The sequence below is a fragment of the Empedobacter stercoris genome (assembly GCF_025244765.1).
In the GTDB taxonomy this organism is placed as follows: domain Bacteria; phylum Bacteroidota; class Bacteroidia; order Flavobacteriales; family Weeksellaceae; genus Empedobacter; species Empedobacter stercoris.
In genome coordinates, this window is record NZ_CP104209.1 from 153,280 (window position 1) to 176,136 (window position 22,857).

A 22,857-nucleotide genomic window follows, 5' to 3' on the forward strand; every position below is an offset into this window, starting at 1 on the left:
AAAATTATTGTAGAATAAGCGCATTTTATAAATTGTTTCCATTAATTTTGTAGGACAAATAAAATCAAAAGATTCTTCTTATTTATGAAACAATTCACTTCGGTTTATGATGTAGCAAACATCGACGAATTACTAAAAACAGCCTTAGAAATTAAAGCAAATCCTTTTGCTCAACAAGAAGTTGGAAAAAACAAAACAGTTGGTTTAATATTTTTTAATCCAAGTTTACGAACTCGTTTAAGCTCAATTAAAGCAGCATATAATTTAGGTGCAAATGCTTGGGTTTTGAATGCAGGAGCAGATTCTTGGACGTTAGAAATGGCAGATGGAGCTGTGATGAACGGAGATTCACAAGAACATATTAAGGAAGCAATTCAGGTAATGAGTGCATATTGTGATGTTTTGGGAGTTCGTACATTCCCAAAATTAGTAGATCGTGACGAAGATTATAACGAAATCATGTTTAATAAAGTAAAAGAATTGTCTTCTGTGCCAGTTGTTTCTTTGGAAAGTGCAACGTTACATCCATTGCAATCTTTTGCAGATTTAATTACAATTGCAGAAAAAACAGGTTATACACCAGGAACTCAATCTGCAAAAAAAGTAAAAGTAGTGATGACTTGGGCACCACATCCACGTCGTTTACCACAAGCTGTTCCAAATTCTTTTGCACAATGGTTTTCTAAAGTAGATTGGGTTGATTTTACAATTGTTCAACCAAAAGGTTTAGAATTAGATCCGAAATTCACAGAAGGAGCGACAATTGCTTATGATCAAGATGAAGCATTAAAAGATGCTGATTTTGTTTATGCAAAAAACTGGTCATCTTATGAGAATTATGGTCAAGCAAATGGAGGAGATAAAGATTGGGAAATTACGATGGATAAAATGAGTTTGACGAACAACGGTAAGTTCATGCATTGTTTACCAGTTCGTCGTAATGTTGTTGTTTCTGATGAAGTATTAGATTCTGATCATTCTATTGTGATTGATGAAGCAACAAACCGTATTTATTCGGCTCAAACTGTATTTCACGAGATTTTGAAAAATAATTAGATTATTTTTTTTTTATAAATTAAGCCACTCATTATGAGTGGCTTTTGTATTTATTTTTTTATTATTTTCTTTGTAGCTTCTTTACCATCAATAAGTGTTTTTAAAATATAAATTCCATTTGGTAAATGTGATACATCGATTTCATTCTTAGTTGACTTTAATACTATTTGTCCTTGTAAATTATAGACGACAGAAGAAGTTAAATTACCTTTTGTTTTAATTTGTATAATATCTGTAGTTGGATTTGGGAATACTTCAAATTTAGTATTAATAATTTCGGAAGTTCCTAAATCAGAATCGGGTAGAGTAATTAGAAATGAAACTAAAGCATCGTCTGTTCTTCCCAAACCAACGATATGTTTTCCATTTGTAGACATACCTAATGGTAAAGCGAATGTTATTCCTAAGTCATCGTAACCTAAATTCTCTTTTACGTATGTATTCAGATTAACTAAACCTGTTTTTTCTGTCCAAATAAACCCTTCACCCATTGCAGCTGATCCAGGCCATCCTCTATAATAACCAACGATTGTACTACCATCATTATTCGTCGCAGTAGAAGCTCCTCTAAAGAAGATGTTTTCGTTAGGGTGATTAATTGTAATTAGACTTCTTCTTTGCTCCATTTTGAAGCAGAAAATCCAAATGCACCAATCATCCATTTTCCATCTCCAGAAACACCAGAAAACTCTGTTACAAATTCATCATTTGGTCCTTTAACAATTGTTTGTTTATTATCTTCCCAATATGCGGCCTGTCTATTGCCATCTTCTCCATCTTGCCATCCAACGTATATTTTACCGTCATTACTTACCGCATTGATACGGGAAAACCTTTCTTCAACTGTTGAACCTAAATCTACTAAACCTTCTTCTTTTGTCCATACAGCAGCATGCGCATTGTTATCCTTTGATTGTATTAAACCTACAACTTTACTACCATCTGGCTGAAAATCCCAAACAGATCCTGCAACTTTATCTAAATGTTGTCCAAATGAACCTAAATATTGCCATGTAACCGTTGCTAAATTATATAAACCCATTTCGACAATATCTGTTGCAGGATTAGCAACCGAAGCAGCAATTAGACTACCATCTTTAGAAACTTTTGGAGAACCTACATTGTATACATTTTCAGGCATTTCATTTAAGACTTGGATTCCTTCATCTTTACTCCAAAAGAAATTAGCTTCCGAAGTGTTTAATGTAATAATGTTTCCATCATCAGTTACATCCGTTGCTGTTTGCCCAGAACCAATCGCATAAACTTGTGCATTTGCATGATTAGTATAAAATGAGAGTGCTAAGGCTCCTATAAATAATAATTTTGAATAAAAATTTTTCATATAATTTTGTGTTAATTGTTTATTACTAAGTTATTTATAACATTGATATGTTTTATAAAATAATTCAATAATCATAATAATTCTGATTTTATAAAACTTAAAACATTGAAAATTAGTTAATTAAATTTTATTATGTGTTTTTGAAATTCTTGAATTTTAAATTAACAAAGACGTTGGTTATTTTAAAATACGTAATTTACATTGATTAATTCAATCGGTGAATAAAAAACAAGAATCTATACATGAATTGATTTGTTGTCAATTTTGTATCTTTGGATAAAGATTTACAAATGGCAGATTATATCCGAATTCATCCAGAAAATCCACAAGAAAAATCAATTGATCAAGTGGTTGAAATTTTACAAAATGGAGGTTTAATTATCTATCCTTCCGATACAGTGTATGGATTAGGTTGTGATATTACAAATCTTAAAGCAATGGAAAAATTAGCGCGATTGAAAGGCGTTAAACTCGAAAAGTCGCATTTCTCTATTGTTTGCAATGATTTGAGCCATTTATCTCAATACACATTACCAATTGACAATAGTACGTTCAAAATCTTAAAACGTGCATTGCCAGGTCCGTTTACCTTTGTTATGAATGCCTCACGCAGTTTACCTGTCGCTTATAAAGGTAAGAAAACAGTAGGTATTCGTGTGCCGAATCATGCTGTTCCGCAATTGATTGTCGAAAAATTAGGAAATCCTATTGCATCAACATCTATTTATGATGAAGATGAAATTGTGGAATATACTACTGATCCCGAATTAATTTTTGAGAAATGGGAAAAGTTAGTAGATGCTGTAATTGATAGCGGTTACGGTGATAATGTTGCTTCGACAGTTGTTGATATGACAGATGGCGTAGAAGTTTTGCGTGAAGGTAAAGGTGATATTGAAGATTATTTATAATTTATTTGAAGAAAAGAAAACATGAAAATATTATTATCTCCAGCAAAGATGATGAATCTTGAAACGAATGCAAAATGGAGAGCGACTACACCACAATTTTTAGCACAATCACAAGAAATTATGGATGTAATGAAAGAAATGAGTGCAAAGGATCTTGAAAAATTGATGAAAATTTCGAAAGATATTTCTGCTATGAATGTAGAACGTAATCAAAATTGGACGATAAAGCCAACAGCTAAACAAGCTATTCCCGCAGCTTTAGCTTTTAAAGGCGAGGTTTATAGAGGATTAAATGCAGAAACGTTAAACGAAGAAGCATTAGATTATTTCAATAAAAATGCTTTTTTACTTTCTGGTTTATATGGTATGTTGAGACCTTCTGATAAAGTAATGTTGTATCGTTTAGAAATGGGGTCCAAATTAGATGTGCATGGTTCTAAGAATTTATATGGTTTTTGGAAAGAAATTTTAACGTCATTTTTTAATTCAAAATTAAAGAAGGGAGAGTTTATCCTAAATTTAGCGAGTAATGAATATGCGAAAGTTCTGGATAAAAAATCACTAAAAGCACCAATGATCGATGTAGAATTTCAGGATTACAAAAACGGTGAATTGAAAAAAATCATGATGTATTTTAAACATGCTCGTGGAGCAATGGCGCGTTATTGTGCAGAAAATAATGTTGAAACATTGGATCAAGTAAAAGCATTTGATGTAGATGGGTATCGTTTTGATGAGAATTTATCTACTGAAGAAAAATTGGTTTTTACACGATAATTTACAAATAATATGTATAACTTAAAGACTGCTAAAAAGTAGTCTTTTGTTATTTTTGAGAAATATATGGAACAACCTTTTATAGATAATTTACCTATAAAAATTATTTATTCGTTCGAGACTTTATTCAAGGAACTCGAAGCGTCTGAATATAATTTTGGAGAGTTTAATGCCTTTTTAGAATACCTAAAAGTAACTCGTCCAGAATTGATTGATGGAGTGGAAACATTTGAAGATTTTGAAAAATTAATTCATAATGTAGAACCAATTATCGATAAAATTATTCCAAAACCTTTTATTAAATATAACCTGAAAGCAATAACTTTCCCGTTTTCGGATAAATTTATATTTGCAACCGATCGATTAAAGGAATTGATAGAGAACAAGACATCAAGCTTAAAATTTAATTATGAACACCTTGATTATGAAACACTCTATAAGTTTTGTTGTTGTTTTATTTTATCAAAATATTACCATAAAAATTTAGAATTCAATTTATCCAATCAATTGGTTATAGAAAATGAAAATGGTTACAAAACCTATTTGGGAACGGATATTAATCATGATTATTTTAAAATATTTCCTTCTGAAAACAAATTCGAATTGTCTGAAGATGAAATTGATGACTTGTTGAATAATTACGAAGACACTTCCTTGTGGATGAAAAAAATTCCGATTGGTTCGTGGATTGCCAAAGGATTTAACTTGGTATCATTTTTTGATAACACAACCGAAATCGCACTTTCTAACTTGAAGTCAAAACTTTTATCTTACGGAGAACCTTTTGATATTGTGAGATCTGATATTATTTCGGCTTTAAAATCAATATTTCGAATCAATGAACTTGAGGTTGGTTTTTCTGCTTACAATTCAGATAAAAATCAATTGGAGATTAGCCATCTTTTGCAATTAAATAATAGTTTGTTGATGGATCATCGTAAAAAATTGAAATTAACTGATATCGCTTGTACTGATTTACAAAATAAAATTTCGAAAGCTGATTATTATGTTGTTTCAAGTGTTGATGCAGCTTTCACGAAATTTCCTCAAGACAAAATGTTGCAAATTGCTAAAAATTCAGGAATCAAGAGTTTAATTCTTTATCCACTTAAAAATGGAAATTCATGTCTTGGTGTTTTAGAAATTGCTTCAAAAGAAACTGGAGTTTTTAATCGAATTAATGCGAATCTTTTACGCGAAATTACACCGCTTTTAGAAGAATCTATTTACCGCTATTCGGTAGAATTTGAAAATCAAATTAACGCTTATATCCAAACCGAATATACTTCATTGCACCCAAGTGTTGATTGGAAATTTAGAGAAAAAGCTAAGGAACATCTATTAAATCGAGGAAATTCGAAACAAAAATCTCAAATTTCTTTTCAAAATGTTTATCCAATTTACGGTGAATTGGATGTGCGAAATTCATCCAATATTCGCAATGAATGTCTGAAAATGGATTATATCAATCAATTAAATTATTTGATCTTGATTTGTAAAGAATTGCATAAACGCTCGAATAAAGTGAAATTCTTGAGTTATATTGAAGATTTGCAAAATTTTTTAGAACGAATTGATAATGTCGATAAAATCTATTTTGAAAGTGAATTATTTGATTATATTTCTTTTCAAATACATCCCGAAATTCCGAAATATGTCAAAGAAGATGAGAAATCAATTATAGAAGAATATCTGAAAAAATTAGATTCGACCACAGGTTTATATTATGTGGAACGCAAAAAGTTTGATCAGTCTATTGCCATGACAAATTCTCTTTTGTCGAATAAATTGGATGCTTTTCAGAAGGATGCGCAAGAGATTTTTCCTCATTATTATGAACGATTTAAAACGGATGGAATTGATTATAATTTATACGTTGGTCGAAGTATAGCGCCTTTAAATAAATTTTCGTACCAAAATATTCGAGAAATAAGGTATTGGCAATTGCAAGCGATGATTGCTTTGGAGCAAGGTTACAAAAATATTCAGAAAAATAATCCGTTAAAATTGGAAGTTGCTTCGTTACTATATGCAACCAATACGACGCTTGATATTTTGTTTAAATTAGACGAAAAACGCTTTGATGTTAATGGATACAACAATGCAAAATACGAAATCGTAAAGAAAAGATTGAGTAAGGCTTTTGTTAAAGGTTCAAATGAACGCATCAATCAGCCACATAAAATTTGTATTATTTATACCGAAGATATTTTGAGAGAAGAATACACAAATTATATTAATTTATTGATAAAAAAGGGATTTCTAAAAAATGATATCGAATATCTTGAAATAGATGATTTACAAGGATTAAGTGGGTTATTGGCAATTAGAGTTTCGGTGAATTATAAAAATAAATTGGAAGAATATAAAAAATTAGAAGAATAAAGAATGGAAAAAGATGAAGTGTTGCTAAATATTTCGATAGATAGTTCTGCCGAAAATATTTGGAAAGTATTGACAAATGAAGATTCATTTAGTGCGTGTTTTGACGATATGAAAATGAGTTGTAACGAGTGGAAAGTAGGAGAGAAGATTATTTTTGAAACGCAGAAGAATAATAAAAAAATTGTAGATGAGGCACTCATAACGTCTATTTTAGAGAATGAAAGATTGCGTTACAATTACAAAAAACAAAACTCTGATCATGAAATTGAAGTGATTTTCAATCTAAAATCTGTGGGTAATTTTACGTATTTATCAATTGAAGGTAAAGATTTCGCTGATGAGTTTGAACGATCACATTCAGAAAATGCTTGGATAAATATGATGCAAAACATAAAGAAATATGTGCAAACAAAATAACCTTCAAATTTTTGAAGGTTATTTTGTTATATGATTTCATCTATTTTATAAAAGAGAAATATCCTCTCAAAATAGCATCATTCGATGCGTTTCGCGTATCAATTTCTAAAATTTTAGGACGACTACTTTCTGCATAAAAATTGTTGAAAGAATTTTCTAAATCAGTTAAATTTGAAATGACTTCATATTCAAAATCATACATTTTAGCTAAATGTTCTGCTGTGAAATGATGTTTGGTTTCGAAATAATCTTCGACAACATCTGTTTCGGAAGGACCAGGAATAAATTTGAAAATATTTCCACCACCATTATTGATCAAAATAATTCTGAAATTAGAAGGTAAATTAACATTCCATAACGCATTCGAATCATAAAAGAATGAAATATCGCCTGTTATCATTACTGTATTTTGTTCAGAAGCGATGCAAGCACCAATTGCGGTAGAAGTAGAGCCATCAATTCCACTTGTTCCACGATTACAGAAAACAGGATTCGAATCGTTGTGATCAAATAATAATCCATAACGAATAACAGTAGAATTTCCATATTGAATTTGCCAATTTTCAGGATAATTTCGAATAATAGAATCGAAGGCTTTCAAATCACAAAACGGAATCATATTGATATATTCTTTGTGTTTGATATTATTTGCTTCTCTAATCGAATTCCACGTTGTATAATAATCCGATTCTTTTGGATTGACAAATGGCACAAATTGCTCTAAAAAGAATTCAGGTTTTGTTTCAATTTTGTCCGTTAAAGCCTGAAATGTATCTGGTTGCCAATATTCATCTAAATGCCAATGTTGCGTTGGTTGTTTTTCACGCAAGAACTTTTTGATCTTTTTAGACACTATATTTTGTCCAATCGTCAAAAGAATATCTGGTTTCAAAGCTTCTAATTCTTCCTCTGAATAGGGAAAAATAACCTGATCTATTTTATTAAAATAACGATCATTATGAAGATTTGAAGTAACTTCTGTTAGTACAACAACCGAATCATCTTGTGCTAATTGCTTAAGCAAATAATCAAATTTGGCATTTGGATGATGCAAACCAACCAAAATCATTTTACGATTCGAAGAATTCCAACGTTTCATAAAATCAATAACATCAATTTCAGGATATACTTTTTCATCAATTGTGATGTTATCAATTTCTATATCGGGCGTAGAAACAGATTCGTATAAAGGCTCAGAAAATGGCATGTTGATATGAATTGGTGCCGATTTATGCATACAATCAATCAATGCATATTTCGTCAACAACATATTTCGTGTCAAATCATCTGTTTCCTCACTTTCTGATAATTGAACGTTGTGAACAGAATGTTTTTCGAATAAATTATTTTGACGAATGGTTTGTCCATCAAAATTATCTACCAAATGTTCAGGACGGTCAGCAGATAGGACAATTAGAGGAATATTCTGAAAAAAAGCTTCTGTAATCGCTGGGTAATAATTTGCAGTTGCCGAACCCGAAGTACAACAAACGACAACAGGTTTCTGAAGTTGCTGTGCCATTCCCAACGCAACAAATCCAGCCGAACGTTCGTCGATAACACTATAAGTTTTGAAACGTTTGTCATTGGCAAACTGCATCGTTAATGCTCCATTTCGAGATCCCGGCGATAATACGATATGATCAATTCCAAAAGCCAAAAATGTTTCGGCAATCAATTGAACATTTAATTTATTTGATATTTTTCTCAACGTAGTTGTCTTAAATTATAAAAGGTTTTGAGTAGCAAATTTACTAAACAAAACCTTTCAAAAAGTATGATATTTTTAAGAATTAAGTATGTAAACCACCGTCTACACTTAAAACTTGTCCTGTTACATAACTTGATAAATCTGAAGCTAAAAATAAACATGCATTAGCCACATCTTCTGGTTGTCCACCTCGTTTTAATGGAATACCATTACGCCATTCTTCAACTACTTTTTGGTCTAAAACTTCAGTCATTTCTGTTTCGATAAAACCTGGTGCAATTGCATTGCAACGAATGTTGCGAGAACCTAATTCTAAAGCAACTGATTTAGAAAAACCAATTAATCCTGCTTTAGAAGCTGCATAATTTGCTTGACCAGCATTTCCTTTGATTCCAACAATAGAAGACATATTTACGATAGATCCTGAACGTTGTTTCATCATTGGTTTGATAACTGCTTTAGTTAAGTTGAAAGCAGAATTAAGATTCGTTTGAATCACTTTCTCAAAATCTTCTACAGACATTCTCATCAATAAATTATCCTTTGTAATTCCAGCATTATTGATTACGATATCAATTTGACCAAACTCTGCAATTACATCTTCAACTAATTTTTGAGCCGCTTCGTAATCAGAAGCATCAGACTGATAACCTTTAACTTTACCAAATTGTCCCAATTCTTCTTCCAAAGCTTTAGCTTTTTCTACAGAAGAAGCATAAGTAAAGGCAACGTTTGCGCCATTTTTCACAAAAACTTCAGCAATACTTTTTCCAATACCGCGAGTTGCGCCTGTAACGATTGCTGTTTTACCTTGCAATAAATTCATGTTTATAGGTATTATATATTGTTCCAAAAGTACGATTTTTTGCGAGAGTTAAAAATGTTAAAATTTACTTTATTGATTTTCTTTAACATTTAATGGTATTATAATTGAAAATATCAATCATATAAAACCCAAAAAAATATAAAACATGAAGAATCTATTGAAATTATTAGCGGTAACATTTTTCGCTTTATTCATTTTTGCAGCTTGTAGTGATGACGATGATCCAGCAAATAATGATTTTTTTGCAGGAACTTATAAAGGAAGTATTAGTTATACTGACGGAGATAATCGACTAAGTTCTGATAATGGTAGTGTATTTGTAACGAAAATTGCAAGTGGTACAAAATACAATTTTGCTTTTTCGGATAAAATTCCTGATTTAAATGGAGTTGAATTTGAGAAAAAAGGTGATAATACTTTAGTGAGTATTAGTACTGATGAGACTTCGTACATTAGAATTGATAGTGATAAACTAACGATTTTGTATACAAGAGATGGAAAAGTTTGGACTGCTAATGCAACAAGATAAGTAACGAATTAATGTAGAAGGAAAGACGTTTAAAACAGAACGTCTTTTTTTGTGCAATATTTTTTGCTGAAAATAGTTAAATGTATAAAGAAGAGTTGAATGAGAACGAGTATATTTTTGATGACCATTTTGACGACTTTATTTTCGTGTTCTAATGAAGATGATAGCCAAAATATAGTTTACAAAGAAAAATATGAAAGACGATTTATTATTTTTCGAGATTCTTTGGGAACTGAAGTAAAGGACAGCGGTACTGTAAGAGTGTCAAAAAATAACACATTATACAGGTTTGATTTTGAAACAGCAAATAACAAACATGTTGATCCTATTGAGGATATTAAGATGGAAATGACAGGTTCTAATTCACTTCGAAATGTAAATTGGTCACCAACGAAATTCATTGTAATGACAAAAGATAGTATCAATATATCTTATCAAATTGGTGATTCGTATTGGTTGGTTAATGGAATAAAGTAATAATAATCATAAAAAAAATCCACTCATTGAGTGGATTTTTTATGGGTATAAAAATTTCAGCTTATAAGCCAAAAGCTTCTTTTATTTGATCTACAAAGTCTAATTTTTCCCAAGTAAATAATTCAACTTCAACTTCAACAACATCTTGTCCGTTAGCTGATTCAAAACGTTTTGTAACTGTTTTAGGTTCACGACCTAAATGTCCATAAGAAGCAGTTTCTTTGTAAATAGGGTTTCTTAATTTCAATCTTTGCTCGATAGCGAAAGGCTTCATATCAAAGATTTCAGAAACTTTTTTAGAAATTTCTCCTTCTGTTAAATTAACTTTTTCAGTTCCGAAAGTATTAACCAATAATGAAACTGGAGCAGCAACACCAATAGCATAAGAAACTTGAACTAATACTTCGTCTGCAACACCAGCAGCAACTAAGTTTTTAGCAATGTGACGAGCCGCATAAGCTGCAGAACGGTCTACTTTTGATGGGTCTTTTCCAGAAAATGCACCACCTCCGTGTGCACCTTTACCACCGTAAGTATCAACAATGATTTTACGACCAGTTAAACCTGTATCTCCGTGAGGTCCTCCAATAACGAATTTCCCTGTAGGATTGATGTGATAAGTGATATTATCTGTAAATAAATCGCGCAAATGAACTGGTAATTGTGCTTTAACTCGAGGAATTAAAATACTAACTAAATCATTTGTAATTTTATCTCTCATCGCTTCTTCGTTAGCGAAGTCATCGTGTTGAGTAGAAATAACAATTGTATCAATACGAACTGGTTTATTGTCGTTATCATACTCAATTGTTACTTGAGATTTAGCATCTGGGCGTAAATATGGTAATAAATCCTTTTCGTATTTACGAATATGAGCCAATTCTTTTAATAATCTGTGCGATAAATCCAATGCCAAAGGCATATAGTTTTCTGTTTCGCTTGTTGCGTAACCAAACATCATTCCTTGGTCACCTGCACCTTGTTCTTCATCAGAATTTCTGTCAACACCTTGATTAATATCTGGAGATTGTTCGTGAATTGCAGAAAAAATTCCACAAGAGTTTGCATCAAACATATACTCACTTTTAGTGTAACCAATTTCAGAGATAGTTTCTCTTGCTACACGTTGTAAATCAATATAAGAATTTGATTTTACTTCTCCTGCTAATACAACTTGTCCAGTTGTTACTAAGGTTTCACAAGCTACTTTACTTTTAGCATCAAATGCTAAAAAGTGATCAAGAATTGAATCAGAAATTTGATCGGCAATTTTATCAGGATGCCCCTCAGAAACTGATTCTGATGTAAATAAATATGACATTTCTATATTTTTTTAAGATATATGAGGGGAGGAAATAACTGAAGTCCTGTTTTAGCAATTATTTTATGAGGTTGCAATCAGTCAAATCTTTCCTCTCGATTTTTTCGAGTTCAAATATACAATGAATAAAATGAATTAGAAAAGAAAAAGATGAATTATTGTTCTATTAATTTAGTAGACTATTATGAGGATTGAATTGAATTTCAGAATACAAATAATGAAAACGAATAATTTTAGAATATATTTTCTAAGGATGATAACTTTTTGTTGTTTTTTTAGATTATTTTTCAATTAATATTGTTACTTTAGAAAAAAAATAATTGTACAATGAAATTTGATACTCTCGATCAACAACTACTGATGTATTTGCAGGAAAATAGTAAAATTACTTACAAAGAATTATCTGATAAGTTGAACTTGTCATCAACTGCTATTCATGAAAGAATAAAAAAATTAGAGAAATCAGGAATTATTTCTAAATACGTAGCTTTAGTTAATAGAAGGTTGATAAATAAAGAGTTACTTGTTTTTAGTCACATCAAATTACAGCAACATTCGGCAGGTAATATTCGAATTTTTGAAACTGAAATTCAAAATTTGAAAGAAGTACAAGCTTGTTTTCATGTTAGTGGGGATTATGATTACATTGTAAAAATGTCTTTCGAGAATATGGACGAATACAGAGATTTTATGGTGAATAAACTAACAACGATCAAAGTTATTGGAAGTTCTCATAGTACGTTTGTTATTAGTGATGTAAAAGATGACACAGCTTATCAATTGGTCTAATCAGTTATAAATTTAAAATGAAAAAAGAGGAATTTTGGTTCCTCTTTTATTATTTTAGAATATAATTGTTTTTAAGTTATTGCTCTAAATTAGAAGACCATTTCGACCCAAAGGTTACATTTCCTTCTTTGAGAACAATATCCGAATGCAGAAATTTTGCAGCTTCTGCCGATTTTTTGACTTTCACACTACTACGCTCAATCATTTCTTTTTCGTAAGGTTGTAAAATATCGTTACGCAAATCATGATTTTTTCCTTGATTTTGACAAACGGATTTAATCTTTTTTGCTAATAACAACGCATCCAACAACGCCTGATTAGCACCTTGTCCTTTAAAAGGACTCATGGGATGCGCAGCATCGCCAAGTAAAGTGACTGACCCCGCACTTTTTAACAAATCTTGTTCTAATAGATTTCTGTCATACACAGGATATCCTGTGATTTTTTCGGTTTCAGTTGCAGCAATAATCTGGGGAATAGGAGAATGCCATTGTGTTCTTTTTACGACTTCAGCTTTTAATTCTTTAGCTCCTTTTTTACTTAATTCCATTGCTTCTTCCTCTGAAATAGGAAAACTAAATTGCCACATTACTGCATTTTCATCATAAGGCATCATATACATACGTTCTGTTCCGTTAGCCGTCTGAAATACAGTTGAGCCATCTAATAAGGGATTATTTAAATTTTCTAATGCACTTAATTGACATATTCCTAAAATAACAATACAGCCCAAATAACGTAAAGGATTTATTTCTTCTTTGATCAATGTTCGACGAACCGAACTTCGGATTCCATCTGCACCAACCAATAAATCGGCATTAAAATGTTGTTGAACACCATCAACATCAAAGGTTAATTCAATCTTGTCATTTAGTTTATAATCAATTAATTGATGGTTCCATAAAACGTGACTATTTCCTCCTAATTGATTTAAGAAAGCTAAACGCAAAGATTGTCTGGCGATGTGAATATTAGTAGGTTTATTCTTGTTTCTTGTTTCTACAGATTCTTTATGAATTAGTTTTCTTAATCCCCATTCACCAATCACATTACCATCAATTGTATGGGCCAAGTGTAAAGTAGAAATTAAGCCTTTATCTAAAGTAGGAATACCAAACTTTTTCATCTCTTTACTCGCTTGTTGTAATGTTAAACCATATCCTTGCGAACGATCATTAAACGTGCGATCTCTTTCAAAAAGAGTAAAAGGAATTTGTCGATGCAAACAGGCTAAAGCTAACGCAATACCACCAATTCCAGCACCTATTATCGCAACATGTGGATACTTGTTTTCATCCGCTACAGGACGTTCATTATGAATGGTCAATCCAGTACCTGAACATGAAGTACAAATTTGCATGGATTTTTTTGGCTTTATCGGAGCAGAGCGAGTATTCTTATCTTTATTATATTGAGCGAGAGCAAATTCATAGCGTAAAAGTTTTTTTTTCGAAACGCCTTGACTTTTTGTTCCATGACCGTTACAAGCTTTACAACTTATCCAATTGACTATATTACTCAAATTTATATTTTTTTAAAGACAAAATTATTTTGCAAAAATAAGATTAATAAAGAAATTTCACGATTTCTTTTGGCTGAAAAGTGCGTTTATAAAATTAAAAAAATGAGTAATGTAGTGTTGAATTTATGACAATCAATACCAGGATTTACAGTTGTTTTTTTTGACTTTATTTATTGAAAATAGTAGTTAAAAGGAAAAAAATAATCAAATACAAGATAGATTTAAAAGTTTTAAGTCAAAAATAATTGTACGATAAATTATTAGTTGTTACTTTTGCGAGTGAATACTAACTAACAACCAATAGAAACGATTAATTCAGATGGAAAATTTTACAGATCGACAGATCGAAATCATGGAAGCAGCAACAGCTCGTATTGATAAATATGGGATTCAAAACCTTACCATCAAAACTTTGGCAGCTGATATTGGTTTGTCGGAGCCTGCTTTGTATCGTCATTTCAAAAGTAAGAATGAAATTTTACTTTGTCTACTTCATTATTTCATCACGAAAATGAAGAAGCGTATCAGTACCATTATCATGAATCATAATGCAACAGCAGAAGAAGAACTTAGAATTATTTTTAATTCTCAATTGCAAACATTTACAGAAAAACCAGCAATTGTAAGTGTCATTTTCGCAGAAAGTATTTTTCATTTTGACGGAAGTTTAAGCAATAAAGTTTCTGAAATAATAGAATTAATGCAACAATTTGTGCAGTCTAATATTGAAAGAGGGCAAAGAGAAGGTCAGTATAATAAACGAATTAATGCTTCTACTCTTACAACTATTATTCTTGGGTCAATACGAATGACTGTACTGAAATGGAAAATTTCGGGGCATTCAACAGATTTGGTAAATGATGGAAAAATAGTTTTAGAAACTCTATTAGAAATGATTGAAAATAAGAAACAATAAATATTTTAGGACATGAAAAAAACAATTGTAGTAGCAATGAGTGTCATGCTCTTTTGGAGTTGTAACACTACATCAGAAAAAAATGCAATGCAATCAGAAGTTCAAGATGAGACAGCTCATCAGCACAACGAAAATTCTGATATTATCGAGCTAAACAATGGCGAAAAATGGAAAGTGAATGAAGAAATGAAACCTTTTGTATCGAAGGGTGAAGAATTAGTCAATACTTATATCCAAACGAATGGTACAGATTATAAGTTACTTGCAGAAGAAATTAAATCTGAAAACAGTAAACTCATAAAAAGTTGTACAATGAAAGGAAAGAGTCACGATGAATTGCACAAATGGTTACTTCCACACTTGGAAATAGTTAAAACATTAGAAGCAGAAACCGATTCAGCAAAAGCAACGCATGCGGTTACAAATTTGCAACAATCATATCAAGATTATCATAAAAATTTTAAATGAATTTAGAAGAATTACATCAACAGGAAAAAGAAGTTTCAGCAACTTTATTATTTAAAGGAGAAATGGGAACTTCGACGGCTATTCGATTAGAAGAAAAAGCTATTTTAAAAGAACATATTACAAAAACAGCAGCACTTCTTGTATGCGTTAGTGGGATAACAACTTACGAAGATGAAAAAGGGCAACAAATTACTTTAAAACAAGGCGATTATATTTCTATAGAACCTCATGTGAAACATTGGTTAAATGCAACTTGTAAATCACATTTAATTCTTTTAAAATAAAAAAATTTACTCCAAAATGTTAGTGAACGCTCGCAAACTATTGATCATTCCGCTCTTTTTTATCGGATGGCATACAGTTCAGGCACAAGAAGTTTGGACATTAAAGCAATGCATTGATTCGGCAATTCTGCATAATAAAACGTTGAAAGTCAATCAAAACAACATCAATATCAGTACGTACAAGGAAAAAGAAGCAAAAGCTAATTTGCTTCCGAAAATTGCAGCAAATGTTGATTATAATTATTTTATAGAATTGCCTACACAATTGATGCCAATGAATGTCTTTAATCCGCAAGTGCCCGAAGGACAATTCAGAAATATACAATTTGGCGTACCGCATAAAATCAATGCAAATGTCCGATTGACAATGCCTTTGTATAATCCACAGGTTTATGGAGCAATTGAGAATGCTAAAATCGCCAATGAACTTAGTCAGCTTCAATTTCAAAAATCGGAAGAACAAGTTTTATACGACATTACGACCTTGTATTACAATGCTCAAATTCTTAAAAATCAACTTGATTTTTTGGATAGTAATTGGATAAATACACAAAAGCTATTAAAGAATATGCAACTTTTGAAAGAACAACTTTTGGCAAAAGGAACAGATGTTAGTAAAATACAATTGCAAGCTGATCAACTTAGTACACAAAAGGAAAATGTATCGAATAAATACAGTTCAATATTAAATATGTTGAAATTGAATATTGGAATTCCTATGGAACAAGATGTGGACGTAATTGCTGAATTAGAAGAACAACAGCTGAACCATTATACAAGAGAAAATACAGTTGATTTTGAAATTGTCAAAGCTTATAATAAGTTATTAAACAATGAATTAACTGTTTTAAATCGATCAAAAACTCTTCCGACAATTAATTTGGTTGCTTCGTATGGAACAACAGGTTTTGGTTATGATAAAGCACCAGATAATTTTCTTAAATTTTATCCCATTGGCTTTGTAGGTTTACAACTCAATTATCCAATTTTCAACGGAACGGTTACTCTTCAAAAGATCAATCAGAAAAAATTAGAAATTAGTAATAACGAACTGCAAGCGCAATTGATTGATGATAAAAATAGAGTAGAGATAGAGAATAGTGAACGACAAAAAACGATGGCACAACAAACAATCATCAACACTAAAAATCAAATAAATTTAGCCCAGTCAATTTACGAACAATCAATTCTACAACAGAAACAAGGTGTTGCAACATTAACGGATATTTTATTGGCAGACAATGCACTTAGAGAAGCGCAGCAAAATTATTTATTGGCTATAATGGATTATTTAAAAGCTGATTTAGAAATAAAAAAACTGAAAGGAATCATTAAAAACTAAACGTAGTAAACTAAATGCGCTACTCATTTTTTAGTGCTTAGTTATACATCGTTAATTTAGGTAATATGAAAAAGATAAGTTGGATAATAGTGGGGATTATTCTCATCGGATTGGTTGTTTTTAGACTTACAAGCAATAAGAAAACTACCGAAAGTAAGGTTTATCAATTCAATAAAGAAAAACCGATTGTTGTAAGTGTAGACAGTATTCGTTTGCGAGCGATAGATACAGAGAATTTCTATACAGGAATTTTTGAACCGAATAAAGAATCTAAAATTAGTTCGGATATTCAAGGAAAAATTAATGCTGTTTTAGTAGATGTGGGAAGCCAAGTAAGGAAAGGGCAAACCCTTGTACAATTAGATAACTCGTTGTTAAAATATCAGTTACAAACAATTGAAGTTCAGATTGAAGGTTTAGAAAATGATGTAAAGCGTTATACAATTTTAGCAGAAGCCGATGCAGTACAAGGTATTCAGTTGGAAAAAACGAAATTAAATCTAAAATCAGCCAAAATACAGCAAGCAAGTTTAGTAGAACAAATTAGAAAAACAGCTATTAAGGCTCCGTTCAATGGAGTGATTACAGCTAAATTAAATGAGGTTGGTGGTTTTGCAGCGCCTGCAGTTCCTTTATTGCAGATTACAGACATAAGCAGTTTACGTTTTACAATCAATATTCCAGAGAATGATTTGATTTATTTTCAAACCAATCAAGCTTATAAAATTAGCGCGGATCTTTATCCCGATTTTCCACTTGTAGTAACGACTAAAATGATTGGAAGTAAAGCTAATAGTGGTAATAGTTTTCCTATACAATTCCATGTAAATAACATCAATAATTTATCTATAAAAGCAGGAATGTTTGGTAAATTAAGTCTTTCTGATAGCAAACAGAATCAAGGTATTGTTATTCCCTCTTCGGCAATTATCAAAGAAAAAGACAAGCTAAAAGTGTATTTGATAAAAAATGGAAAAGCAATCATACAACCAATTACTGTAGGAAAAAATGTAGGTAATTCAGCAGTTGTATCAAGCGGTTTAAACCAAGGAGATGTAATTGTAACCAATGGATTTATCAACCTTTTTGATGGAGCGAATATCACAATAAAATAAAATCAGTTATAATGAACATTTCAGAAATTTCCATTAAAAGGCCTTCATTGATCATTGTACTTTTTAGTGTATTTACGCTTTTAGGAATCATTGGTTTTAAGAATTTGAGCTATGAACTGATGCCCGATTTTAATCAACCTGTTGTGGTTATCCGTACTGCTTATCCCGGAGCAGAACCCAATGAAGTTGAAACTTCTGTTTCCCGAAAAATAGAAGATGCACTTTCTAATTTAGAAGGTGTAGATTATTTGATTACAAAATCATTGCCCAACGCTTCTGTGATCATTGCCAATCTTAAATATGGAACAGATTTGGATAAAACAATGCAGGATGCGCAACGCTATATTGATAATATTCGAAAGGATTTACCAAAGGATATTCAGAGTCCTGTGATGAGCAAAGTGTCACCTAATGATTTGCCTATAATGTCGGTGAGTGCAACAAGCGATTTAGAATCGACTGTATTTTACCAGAAAATGAAAGACGATTTTCTACCGCAAATTCAACAATTAAAAGGAGTGGCCGAAATTACCATTTTAGGTGGAGAAGAACGAGAAATTCAAGTAAAAGTAGATAAAGAAAAACTGAAGCTTTACAAAATTTCTATGAATCAAATAGTGGAAGCCATTAATCGTTCTGGAATTGATATTCCTGTTGGTAAATTGCAAACTGACCAAGAAAATAACTCGGTTCGATTAGTTGGGAAATTTAATACACTTTCAGAAATTCAACATGTACAAATTGCAATGCCTTTTCCAAATAGTCCGATTTACGTTAAAGATATTGCATCTGTAGAAGAGGGAGTGAAAGAAATTACTTCTTACAGTCGTTACAATGGTAAAAATGGGATAGGTTTATTGATTAAGAAACAAGGAGATGCCAATGCCGTAGATGTTTCGAAATTGATAAGAGAACAGTTCCAATCGATCGAAGAACAAAATTCAAGCTTTAATGTACAATTTATAGTCACTGACGATAGTACGGATACAACTATTGCAGCTGTTAATTCGGTGATGTATGATTTGATTTTAGCTGTTATTTTAGTCGCATTGGTCATGTTACTTTTCTTACGTAGTTTCAGAAATGCATTGATTGTCTTGGTCGCTATTCCAACTTCTTTAATTACTTCTTTTGCAGTGATGTGGTTATTAGGTTATACGCTTAATTTGATGACTTTACTTGCCATGTCTTTAATTATTGGTATTTTGGTGGATGATGCAACTGTTGTTTTAGAAAACATTCAACGTCATTTGGATAAAGGAAAGGATAAAACAACTGCAGCTTTGGACGGACGAATGGAAATTGGTTTTTCAGCACTTTCTATTACATTGGTGGATGTAGTGGTATTTTTACCCATCTTATTTTTACAAGTTTTTGTAGGCGATATGCTCAAACAGTTTTCGGTAGTAGTGATTACTTCTACGTTAACAAGTTTATTGGTAGGGTTTACGTTAACTCCTTGGTTAGCTTCACGCATTGGAAAAAAAGAAGATTTACAACCTACGACTATTTTTAATCGTTTTTTACTTTGGTTTGAACATCAGTTAGACAAATTTATCAATTGGTATGGCAAAACTTTAAATTGGGTTTTAGGTCATAAATTGCTTTTTACAGGATTTGTTTTGTTACTATTTGTAGGAACTGCGGTAATGATGAAACAAGGAATTATAGGAAAAGAATTAATCGCTACCGGCGATCAAGGAAAGTTTCGATTGGCATTGGAGTTTGATAAAAGTACCTCTATTCAACAAAATAATTTAGTGTCACAAAAAATAGAAAATTATATTCTAAATCAACCCGAAGTTTCAGCTGTTTTTAGTAATGTAGGTGGACCAAGTACAGGTATAGGAAGCATTGGAGTTGGTGCTGTCAACAAAACCGAATTGAATATTCAGTTAAAACCTAAAAATCAAATTAATAACCTCTCTACAGAACAATTTATGCAAAATTTAAGGGAAGATTTGCAAAAAGAATATACAGGTATTAGTTTTTCTATTACAGTTATTGGTTTAGTCCCTAAAACAGAACCGATAGAAATTACTTTGAGTGGAAGCGACTTGGAGCAAGTTTTACAATCAGGTCATGATTTAAAAGCTATGATTGAAAAGATTCCTGGCGCAGATAATGTTCGATTATCAGTCGAGACAGGAAGTCCAGAGTTGAAAATAATTCCAGATAAAGATAAAATGCAACGTTTAGGCTTAACGACAGCTTATGTGGGTACAAATTTGCGCACAGCTTTTACGGGGAATGACGATGCTATTTTAACTGAAAATGGAACAGAATATCCTGTTCGTATTTGGTTGGGTAAATTTAGTCGAGAAAATTATGATGACCTTAACCAACTTCATATAATTAATCCAATGGGTATTCCGATCGAGGTTTCTCAGTTTGCAGCAATTGAAAGAGATAATTCGCATTCACTTTTAGAACGAAAAGACAGACAAGCAGCAGTAACCTTAACGGCAGATGCTTTAGGTAGACCTTCTGGAACAGTGGCAGATGACGTTGTCGCTTATCTTGAAAATAACCCTTTACCTGCAAATATGGAACTCACTTGGGGAAGCGAAATTAAACGACAAAATGATAGTTTTGGAGCATTGAGTTCGGTTTTATTGATTTCATTTTTACTTATCTATTTGATTATGGTAGCCTTATATGATAGCTTTATTTATCCTTTTGTGGCGCTATTTGCTATACCTGTTGCAATTATTGGTGCATTTTTAGCATTGAATTTGTCTTTAAATAACATGAGTTTATTTGCTTTACTTGGATTGATTATGCTAATGGGATTAGTCACAAAAAACGCAATTTTAATCGTAGATTTTACAAATCAACTAAAAAGCAGTGGAATACATTACAAAGAAGCTTTGATTTTAGCAGGAAAAGAACGTTTGCGACCAATTTTGATGACAACTTTATCTATGGCGATTGGGATGTTGCCTATTGCATTGGCGAGTGGAACAGCATCAGAATGGAAAAATGGCTTGGCGTGGATAATTATCGGAGGTTTACTTTCATCATTGGCATTGACAGTTTTTTTAGTACCTATGGTGTATTATGTTGTAGATTCAATAAAAGAAAAAATGAATTAATTTCGTTTTTAAGCACTATATTTTTAACTATCATATCCGGAGAAATTATTACTTCTTCGGATTTTTTTTATAAGTCTTTTAATCATAATTGTACTTCTGGTGATATATTTCATATAATCGCTTTATTTTTTCAAATTTAGATCAATTGTTTTATTAATATCACATCAAATTTATCTATCAAGACATTTCAACACTGTCATTTATATCTCTTTATAAAACTGAAACTAATACACGTTCACCACTCATTTTAACAGCTAATTCAACCATGGTCGTAATTAAAAATATCAACATGTTTTTATGATTGCAGTCATAGAAGCACTATAAATTGTCAGCCTAAATTTGCCGCACAATTATAAAATTAATTATGCTTACAGATCAAAATAAACAAATAATTTTAGCAACTGTTCCTTTATTAAGAGAAGGCGGAGTGACACTTACCAAACATTTTTATAAGAGAATGTTTACACATCATCCTGAATTGAAAAACCTGTTTAATATGGGAAATCAGCATTCGGGAAAACAACAAACAGCTTTAGCAATGGCGGTTTTGGCTTATGCCGAAAATATTGCAAATCCAGGAGTATTAATGCCTGTTATAGATATGATTGGGCACAAACATAGCAGTTTAAATATACAACCTGAACAATATGAGATCGTAGGTACACATTTGTTGGCTTCGATTAAAGAAGTTTTACAGGACGCAGCTACAGAGGAAGTACTTGAAGCATGGACTATAGCGTATAATCAATTGGCAGATTTGATGATTGGGCACGAACAGAAAATGTATCAAAACAAAAAAGAAGAAACGGGTAACTGGATAGGTTGGCGTACATTTATTGTGAAAAGTAAAGTAGAAGAATCTGTCGAAATCACTTCTTTTTACTTAAAACCAAAAGACGGAAAAGCAATTCCAAATCATTTACCAGGGCAATATTTAAGTATCAAAGTGTTTTTACCTGAAATGAATTTGGAACAAATTCGTCAATATAGCATTTCTTGTGCGTCAAATGCTGAGTATTTCCGTATTTCTGTAAAACGTGAACAAGGGCCAAACATTGCAGTAAATGGTATGATTAGTAATTTTTTGCACGATCATATTGTTGAAGGTAGTGAAGTTGAACTGAGCGCTCCTGCAGGTAATTTTGTGTTACAAGAAAATACAAACAAAAAAGTATTTATCAGCGGTGGAATTGGTCAAACGCCCTTGTTGTCTATGTTAGAAACTTTAGATTTGAACGAAGAAGCGCAACAAGATTTGGTTTGGATACATGCGTGTCGTAACAAAGAAGTACATGCATTTGCTGATAAAATCAAAAATATTCAAAACAATCATCCCAACGTTCGTAAATATCAATTTTACGATATAGTAGAAGAGTCGGTAGCAGATGCAAGTGTTTTGAAAGGTCATATCGATTTTACAAAAATAGAAGATTGGAAATTTGATAGCGACGCTGAATATTATGTATGCGGACCTCGTCCATTTATCGAAAAAATGATTGGCGATTTAAAAACGAACCAAGTTAATGAGGAACAAATTTTCTTTGAAGAATTTGGGCCAAAATCTTTATAAT

General features: G+C 31.6%; 21 protein-coding genes. 15 read left to right on the forward strand and 6 right to left on the reverse strand.

The features are described 5' to 3' along the window. The first annotated feature begins 84 nt into the window (after nt 1-84). Nucleotides 85-1,056 carry an N-acetylornithine carbamoyltransferase gene (locus tag NZD85_RS00725; RefSeq protein ID WP_188319928.1) on the forward strand — a complete coding sequence of 324 codons (972 nt, stop codon included), beginning with the start codon at nt 85-87 and terminating at the stop codon, nt 1,054-1,056. 50 nt (nt 1,057-1,106) lie between these two features. Here NZD85_RS00725 and NZD85_RS00730 read toward each other — a convergent pair whose 3' ends face one another. Together NZD85_RS00730 and NZD85_RS00735 are read right to left on the reverse strand one after the other, a co-directional pair. After that, complete coding sequence (locus tag NZD85_RS00730; RefSeq protein WP_260542756.1) at nt 1,107-1,682, reverse strand: T9SS type A sorting domain-containing protein; 576 nt, start codon at nt 1,680-1,682, stop codon at nt 1,107-1,109. Further along, on the reverse strand, nt 1,661-2,401 hold the full coding sequence (locus NZD85_RS00735) for a hypothetical protein (protein ID WP_260542758.1): 741 nt from the start codon (nt 2,399-2,401) through the stop codon (nt 1,661-1,663). The genes NZD85_RS00730 and NZD85_RS00735 overlap by 22 nt, the downstream gene beginning before the upstream one ends. 290 nt (nt 2,402-2,691) lie before the next feature. On the opposite strand from NZD85_RS00735, the gene NZD85_RS00740 reads away from it, so the two are divergent. The 4 genes from NZD85_RS00740 (at nt 2,692) to NZD85_RS00755 (ending at nt 6,891) form a co-directional block, all read left to right on the forward strand. Continuing rightward, nucleotides 2,692-3,312 (forward strand): L-threonylcarbamoyladenylate synthase, encoded by a 621-nt coding sequence (locus NZD85_RS00740; RefSeq protein ID WP_260542759.1) that lies wholly within the window; start codon nt 2,692-2,694, stop codon nt 3,310-3,312. A gap of 21 nt (nt 3,313-3,333) precedes the next feature. After that, on the forward strand, nt 3,334-4,089 hold the full coding sequence (gene yaaA, locus NZD85_RS00745) for a peroxide stress protein YaaA (RefSeq protein ID WP_171622196.1): 756 nt from the start codon (nt 3,334-3,336) through the stop codon (nt 4,087-4,089). Nucleotides 4,090-4,155: 66 nt separating this feature from the next. Next, nucleotides 4,156-6,474: a hypothetical protein gene (locus NZD85_RS00750; RefSeq protein ID WP_260542761.1), complete on the forward strand. Its 2,319-nt coding sequence runs from the start codon at nt 4,156-4,158 to the stop codon at nt 6,472-6,474. A gap of 3 nt (nt 6,475-6,477) precedes the next feature. Next, a complete protein-coding gene (locus NZD85_RS00755; protein WP_260542763.1) occupies nt 6,478-6,891 on the forward strand; it encodes an SRPBCC family protein in 414 nt (137 codons plus the stop codon). A gap of 40 nt (nt 6,892-6,931) precedes the next feature. Here the strand turns inward: NZD85_RS00755 and menD are convergent, their stop codons facing one another. Both menD and fabG read right to left on the reverse strand, forming a co-directional pair. Then, a complete protein-coding gene (menD, locus tag NZD85_RS00760; protein ID WP_171622193.1) occupies nt 6,932-8,602 on the reverse strand; it encodes a 2-succinyl-5-enolpyruvyl-6-hydroxy-3-cyclohexene-1-carboxylic-acid synthase in 1,671 nt (556 codons plus the stop codon). Between the two features lie 82 nt (nt 8,603-8,684). Beyond that, entirely contained in the window at nt 8,685-9,428 is a 744-nt protein-coding gene (gene fabG, locus NZD85_RS00765; protein ID WP_171622256.1) for a 3-oxoacyl-[acyl-carrier-protein] reductase, read from the reverse strand. A gap of 145 nt (nt 9,429-9,573) precedes the next feature. Between fabG and NZD85_RS00770 the strand changes: the two genes are divergently transcribed. Continuing rightward, nucleotides 9,574-9,957, forward strand: a complete 384-nt coding sequence (locus NZD85_RS00770; RefSeq protein ID WP_171622192.1) for a hypothetical protein — start codon at nt 9,574-9,576, stop codon at nt 9,955-9,957. A 99-nt stretch (nt 9,958-10,056) separates the two neighbouring features. Beyond that, nucleotides 10,057-10,434: a hypothetical protein gene (locus NZD85_RS00775; RefSeq protein ID WP_260542766.1), complete on the forward strand. Its 378-nt coding sequence runs from the start codon at nt 10,057-10,059 to the stop codon at nt 10,432-10,434. 61 nt (nt 10,435-10,495) lie between these two features. On the opposite strand, the gene metK is transcribed toward NZD85_RS00775, so the two are convergent. Beyond that, the gene (metK, locus tag NZD85_RS00780) at nt 10,496-11,755 is read right to left on the reverse strand and encodes a methionine adenosyltransferase (protein ID WP_171622190.1); all 1,260 of its coding nucleotides are present in this window, start codon (nt 11,753-11,755) and stop codon (nt 10,496-10,498) included. Between the two features lie 327 nt (nt 11,756-12,082). On the opposite strand from metK, the gene NZD85_RS00785 reads away from it, so the two are divergent. Continuing rightward, nucleotides 12,083-12,544 carry an Lrp/AsnC family transcriptional regulator gene (locus NZD85_RS00785; protein WP_260542768.1) on the forward strand — a complete coding sequence of 154 codons (462 nt, stop codon included), beginning with the start codon at nt 12,083-12,085 and terminating at the stop codon, nt 12,542-12,544. A 76-nt stretch (nt 12,545-12,620) separates the two neighbouring features. On the opposite strand, the gene NZD85_RS00790 is transcribed toward NZD85_RS00785, so the two are convergent. Next, on the reverse strand, nt 12,621-14,066 hold the full coding sequence (locus NZD85_RS00790; protein WP_260542770.1) for an FAD-dependent oxidoreductase: 1,446 nt from the start codon (nt 14,064-14,066) through the stop codon (nt 12,621-12,623). A 319-nt stretch (nt 14,067-14,385) separates the two neighbouring features. Here NZD85_RS00790 and NZD85_RS00795 point away from each other — a divergent pair, with 319 nt between their 5' ends. The 7 genes from NZD85_RS00795 (at nt 14,386) to hmpA (ending at nt 22,856) form a co-directional block, all read left to right on the forward strand. Then, on the forward strand, nt 14,386-14,982 hold the full coding sequence (locus tag NZD85_RS00795; protein ID WP_225541491.1) for a TetR/AcrR family transcriptional regulator: 597 nt from the start codon (nt 14,386-14,388) through the stop codon (nt 14,980-14,982). A 12-nt stretch (nt 14,983-14,994) separates the two neighbouring features. After that, nucleotides 14,995-15,450: a hypothetical protein gene (locus NZD85_RS00800; protein WP_260542773.1), complete on the forward strand. Its 456-nt coding sequence runs from the start codon at nt 14,995-14,997 to the stop codon at nt 15,448-15,450. Then, nucleotides 15,447-15,734 (forward strand): cupin domain-containing protein, encoded by a 288-nt coding sequence (locus NZD85_RS00805; RefSeq protein ID WP_188319933.1) that lies wholly within the window; start codon nt 15,447-15,449, stop codon nt 15,732-15,734. Before NZD85_RS00800 ends, NZD85_RS00805 begins: the two co-directional genes overlap by 4 nt. Nucleotides 15,735-15,750: 16 nt before the next feature. Beyond that, nucleotides 15,751-17,076, forward strand: coding sequence for a TolC family protein (locus NZD85_RS00810; protein WP_260542774.1), 1,326 nt, complete (start codon nt 15,751-15,753; stop codon nt 17,074-17,076). 65 nt (nt 17,077-17,141) lie between these two features. Then, nucleotides 17,142-18,191 (forward strand): efflux RND transporter periplasmic adaptor subunit, encoded by a 1,050-nt coding sequence (locus tag NZD85_RS00815; protein WP_260542775.1) that lies wholly within the window; start codon nt 17,142-17,144, stop codon nt 18,189-18,191. Nucleotides 18,192-18,202: 11 nt separating this feature from the next. Continuing rightward, nucleotides 18,203-21,286: an efflux RND transporter permease subunit gene (locus tag NZD85_RS00820; RefSeq protein ID WP_260542776.1), complete on the forward strand. Its 3,084-nt coding sequence runs from the start codon at nt 18,203-18,205 to the stop codon at nt 21,284-21,286. Nucleotides 21,287-21,650: 364 nt separating this feature from the next. Next, entirely contained in the window at nt 21,651-22,856 is a 1,206-nt protein-coding gene (gene hmpA, locus NZD85_RS00825; RefSeq protein WP_260542777.1) for an NO-inducible flavohemoprotein, read from the forward strand. Nucleotide 22,857 lies beyond the last annotated feature (1 nt).